Origin of the sequence: Pseudomonas sp. ICMP 10191, assembly GCF_001467335.1 — a bacterium.
GTDB lineage: Bacteria > Pseudomonadota > Gammaproteobacteria > Pseudomonadales > Pseudomonadaceae > Aquipseudomonas > Aquipseudomonas cerasi.
In genome coordinates this window covers 1-4,602 of record NZ_LKGW01000152.1, presented here as the reverse complement: position 1 = coordinate 4,602, position 4,602 = coordinate 1, and the positions used below count along the sequence as shown (strand labels likewise).

Sequence of the window (4,602 nt, the reverse complement as noted above, 5' to 3'; positions counted from 1 at the left end):
TGGCTGCCCGAAATATAGTTTGACACATTGCCCCCCTAGATCCGCGGGGTTCAGTATCATTGATGACCACAGCAGCAAAAATATAGTTTGACACAGGCAAATATGCTGACGAAAAACACCGCCTACCGTCTAGAACAAAGTTTGACACTGCTTGCGGTAAGCTTGCTCAACGATAGCCTTGCCGTTCCAGAGCTTCACAGCCTCATCACGTTGATCGAGCCTATGCCGGTTCCTCTAGCATGATCGGCTGAAGGGTAAGCCGACCGATTTTCATGGGCTCAGCCTTCTACCTTTTACGACAAACCCACCCACGTTTTGATTGTGATAATACGCATTTCCTCCTAGAGCCACATTGAAACCTGGAGGTCCCTGCCAATCCCGAGATATGCCGGTCGACTTGAGTAAAGCATCTGGGTCTACGCCATTTCTTGCAAAGCTCTCCAAGTCCCATTCGAAAAAGCTGACGATAGCTTGGAACACAGGACCTGGCACACTGGACACTGTGTAAAGACTTCCAATATTTATAGGGAGATTTAGCCGTGTGATGTCGGATAGAGCACAAACTAACCTCCTCAACCGAAAATGCCAGACTGACTCCAAGAGTATCTCAACTTGCTGAGAGGCTAAGGGGAATTTGCTCTTCCGCGTCGACGGGTCCGAAGGTAAACGGACTGGGAGTAGTTTTTGCAAATTGCTTAAATTAACCCGTTTTTGCCTTCTGGAAATCCTATATAGATCCTTACCACCCTCGAGAAGGATCGCGGCAAATGCGCTATCTCTGGAGTCGCTAACGTCTTCGACCTCAGCATGCTCACGTTTTGGCGTGCTTATCTTCGCCATCAGCCATATCTTGTCATTCTCATAAAGCCACCGAGTGGCTTTGTAAGCGCTCGTCCAAAGATACTCTAGGCTGGCTTCAGCTCGGACCGCAAGAACGGTTTCGATTTTCTGTCGAAACTGCGCCTTACTCCCGACCTTTGGCTTTTCCTGCTGCGAGGCTAACCTGGCACCTGCAACGCTCTGAAGAATGGATTCTTTCTTTAAGGCTTCCTCAAATTTATCAACGCTACCAAACAAATGCAGCGCAATGATCATATGCCGCGCAAGGGGCATGTCCATCTGGCCCTTATAAGAAGTAAATCTTATCCATTGTTCATGTTTTCCCATTGCGTATGCGCTATCCATTTGTGACAAAGCTTCATCACCATACTTATCCCGAATGCTGTCAAATAACTTTGCTGTGCCAGCTAACCTTCCATGTACAAAACCTTTCTTTCTGCATTGCCGCAGGTAGCTAGAACATAACGCATCGCTGCTAATCAGGGGTAAATTGCGTTGGAGAAGCTCATGCGCGAATTCCGCAAACTTCTTTTCAAGCTGAATGCCTTGGTTAACTTTCGCAGGGGCGAGAGCGCTCCAACCACATACGCAAGGCTCTGATAGGCCAGGAAGTAACCGCAGCTTTCGAAAGAACGGGTGAGAGCATTTGGGACATGCATGCATCAGCGAGTCGCCATGTCGCCAACAGACTGACACACCAGGCAAGTGGTGTGATCGATGCCAGTATGCATAACCCAGTTCAAGGAGGTCCTGCTGAACGCAGGTGGGGCAGAGCTTTGCCTTACCGTGGACCGTTCCCTCTCGGCGGGGAATACGGGCAACGCCATGGAGACCACGCCCTGCACCAGCGCAGTCTCCTCCTTGATTTATCCCCAGAAAAGGTCTGTAAAGAGGGAACGTGGTGTTCGTAAAGATCAGTTCGTCGAGACTGCTCTCAGTGTCTCCGGGCAGCCTGGTTGCAAGCACCTCAATCTGCTTCGGCAACATGCCTACTGAGAAAGTGGCCGAGCCGAACAGGTCGCGGAAGGTCTCACCCGCTGTTTTATTGCCTGAAAGGAAGTGGTAGCGAGTGATACGGGAATGTAGCGTCTCGCCAGGCATAGAGTTAGGGAAGAACAGAAGGTCAGACATCGGTTACCGACTTACGAAGTAGGGCTCGGAAAATACGTGCATTCAGTGACCGGTATGCTTGTATCAAACCAAGCGGTTATCAGAGGCCAGGATTCTTGGGAGTTTACACGAAGTACATTTGCGTACTGAATGACATTTGGTGAGCTGTTGGAACTGCCCGCTACTACGTTCAATTCCCCTCTTTCCCCTCCCGCATGATGGCAATTAGACATGCTCTCCGGTTTGAAAAAAGCTTCGTCCTACATGCGCGTTTTGGTTTCTCATTTGCAATAAATTGGCTTTACGGTCAGTCGACGAATCCACCTCTGAATGCTAGGCGCGTTTGATTGACCACGAAGACGAGCAGGCAGAGTATGGGTCAGAAGTATCTCTCATCAATCACCATTGCCTACTGCCAACCACGGAAAATCTTCATGCCAGCCAGAAGAGAACAAGTCCTTTTCCTGGATTACGACGGTGTACTGCATCCAGATGCGGTGTATTTGTCCCGCCTAGGACCCGTCCTGCGTGCAGAAGGGGAGCTTTTCATGTGGGCCCCCGTTCTTGTTAAGATTCTGGAAGATTTCCAAGAGGTTTCCTTGGTCCTCAGTACGAGCTGGGTTCGAAATTTGAGCTTCAAAAGAGCAATGGGCTTTTTGCCATTCGATTTGGGTAATCGGGTTACCGGAGCAACATGGCACAGCTCCATGGCGAGGGATTGGGCAGATGAAAACAAATGGGACGGACGGACGCGTTACGACCAGATCAGCCGGTATGCGGCTAGAGCCCAGCTTGCGAATTGGGTGTCACTCGATGACGACCCAGAAGGATGGGGAACTACCGCGCAACACCGCTTGGTGGCCTGCAATCCCGACTTGGGCCTCGGCGATCCACAAACACAGCGTTTGTTGATTGAAGCATTGCGGCGAATGACTTCACGCTGAGGTCAGCTACCTTTTTTTCATCTTCACTATACAAAGATTCAACATGCATATCCTGATCATGAGCTTCAGTGGGCACCTACCTTCAGCCTGCACCATCGGTTAATCGGCCAGGTTTTAACATGAATAAACTACCTAGAATTACGCTCGCGTTTTGGATAATGAAAATTTGCGCGACCACGCTTGGTGAGACTGCAGGCGACTTGTTGTCCATGACCTTGGACGTCGGTTACGCTATCAGCTCGCTAATTCTTGTAAGCATTTTTGTCGTAACTCTTCTCACGCAGCTTGCCAGCAAAAGCTACAACCCGGCCCTTTACTGGGTTGTGATCCTGTCCACCAGCACTGCTGGCACCACTATCTCCGACTTTATGGATCGAACATTGGGCCTTGGTTATGCAACTGGCTCGGCGATTCTGATCGCAGTGTTATTGACAGTTTTTTCAGTTTGGTACTGGAGCGAAAAATCACTATCGGTTAACCGTATAACCTCGCTCAAAGCGGAGCTTTTCTACTGGATTGCGATTCTGTTTTCTAACACGCTCGGCACCGCTCTAGGCGATTTCCTCGCTGATGACTCAGGTCTAGGTTTCATGGGGGGCGCGCTTCTTGTAGGCAGCGGCATCGCCATAGTCGCGGCGCTACATTACACAACAAAACTATCTTCTGTGGCTTTGTTCTGGGTAGCCTTTGTGCTGACACGTCCCTTTGGTGCAACACTCGGAGACGTGCTTACCAAGCCCTATTCAAAAGGAGGCCTGGACTTCGGCACCGTGGGTTCCTCAGCGGTACTACTGGGGATTCTCCTTACTATGATTGTAGCTGCGACTATGTATAACCGCAGAAGAACACATAGGTATGATCAGATTTCTGATCGCTGATGAGAAGATTAGGCTGAACGGCGGCTTCGCAACGTCTTCCGAACAACAAGCGCACGTAGCGCGCGATGTCGATCGCAGCCTGGTCAGTATTCGCGATCTCGCAATGCAAAGCAGTGAGGGAACTCGCCAGACGCTTATCGCCAGCAACGAGCTATCGCAGCTAGCAGTCAACTTGAATGATCTGGTACTTCGATTCCGGACTTGATTATGCTCTGCAGCAAGGCGGTACAATTAGGGGGCGGCCCGGTACTAAATTCAGGTCTGTTGCTTACAAAGGTTTTGGCTTGGGCGTAGAAGCTGCTCGCAGCGACGCCAGGGCATTCCTCGGACTGGCATGCATCGTAAGGTCGCCATGCGCGTTTTCCCGACGGATTTAGACCTTGGAAGCCGTGATCACTGATGGTCACTTGCGAATGGAAGATATCTTCTCTAACCCCCCAATTTCAGCCTCAAGACGGGCAAAAAATTCAATGAGCGCCAGCGCTGTTTCGGCCTCAAACTGCCCAGAGGCTATCTCAAAGTTGCCACTGATTAGGTGGCAACCGCTTTCATCAGATAGCCGAAACCTGCCAATCAAAGCTCCGCTATTTTACCGGCATCGCTGCGTGGTGCTTGCAGTCTGTCTGCCCACATCAAAAGCTGATGCTTGAAGCCATGACTCGCCGACTGGTAATAAGCTATAGCGCGAGCAACCAGCGGATCGGAACTCTGTGAAGCCACCTCAACACTTGCACCTAACGCATCGTTGTGACGACGTAGCCCATTGCGCGGGCTGAGGATGGCAAGATTCTGTCCGTCAAAGAGTCCCAAATGCTGGTAGTTACCCAATA

Annotated in this window: 3 protein-coding genes and 2 pseudogenes; 3 read left to right on the top strand and 2 right to left on the bottom strand. The window is 50.5% G+C overall.

The window, feature by feature from the left end; genetic code table 11:
• Nucleotides 1-270: 270 nt before the first annotated feature.
• Nucleotides 271-1,971, bottom strand: a complete 1,701-nt coding sequence (locus tag AO388_RS28045) for a TniQ family protein (RefSeq protein WP_081010278.1) — start codon at nt 1,969-1,971, stop codon at nt 271-273.
• A gap of 353 nt (nt 1,972-2,324) precedes the next feature.
• Here AO388_RS28045 and AO388_RS23010 point away from each other — a divergent pair, with 353 nt between their 5' ends.
• The 3 genes and pseudogenes from AO388_RS23010 to AO388_RS23000 all read left to right on the top strand — a co-directional run.
• Nucleotides 2,325-2,894: an HAD domain-containing protein gene (locus tag AO388_RS23010; protein WP_054069852.1), complete on the top strand. Its 570-nt coding sequence runs from the start codon at nt 2,325-2,327 to the stop codon at nt 2,892-2,894.
• Between the two features lie 119 nt (nt 2,895-3,013).
• Nucleotides 3,014-3,772 (top strand): COG4705 family protein, encoded by a 759-nt coding sequence (locus AO388_RS23005; RefSeq protein ID WP_054069853.1) that lies wholly within the window; start codon nt 3,014-3,016, stop codon nt 3,770-3,772.
• A gap of 28 nt (nt 3,773-3,800) precedes the next feature.
• Nucleotides 3,801-3,977: pseudogene (locus AO388_RS23000) on the top strand (methyl-accepting chemotaxis protein); the annotation flags it as partial.
• Between the two features lie 368 nt (nt 3,978-4,345).
• On the opposite strand, the pseudogene AO388_RS22995 reads toward AO388_RS23000, so the two are convergent.
• A pseudogene (locus AO388_RS22995) lies at nt 4,346-4,602 on the bottom strand (LTA synthase family protein); the annotation flags it as partial.

Bases quoted from the DNA above. Each gene is read 5' to 3' on its own strand.
- AO388_RS28045 (WP_081010278.1), bottom strand. From the start codon at position 1,971: ATGTCTGACCTTCTGTTCTTCCCTAACTCTATGCCTGGCGAGACGCTA.
- AO388_RS23010 (WP_054069852.1), top strand. From the start codon at position 2,325: ATGGGTCAGAAGTATCTCTCATCAATCACCATTGCCTACTGCCAACCA.
- AO388_RS23005 (WP_054069853.1), top strand. From the start codon at position 3,014: ATGAATAAACTACCTAGAATTACGCTCGCGTTTTGGATAATGAAAATT.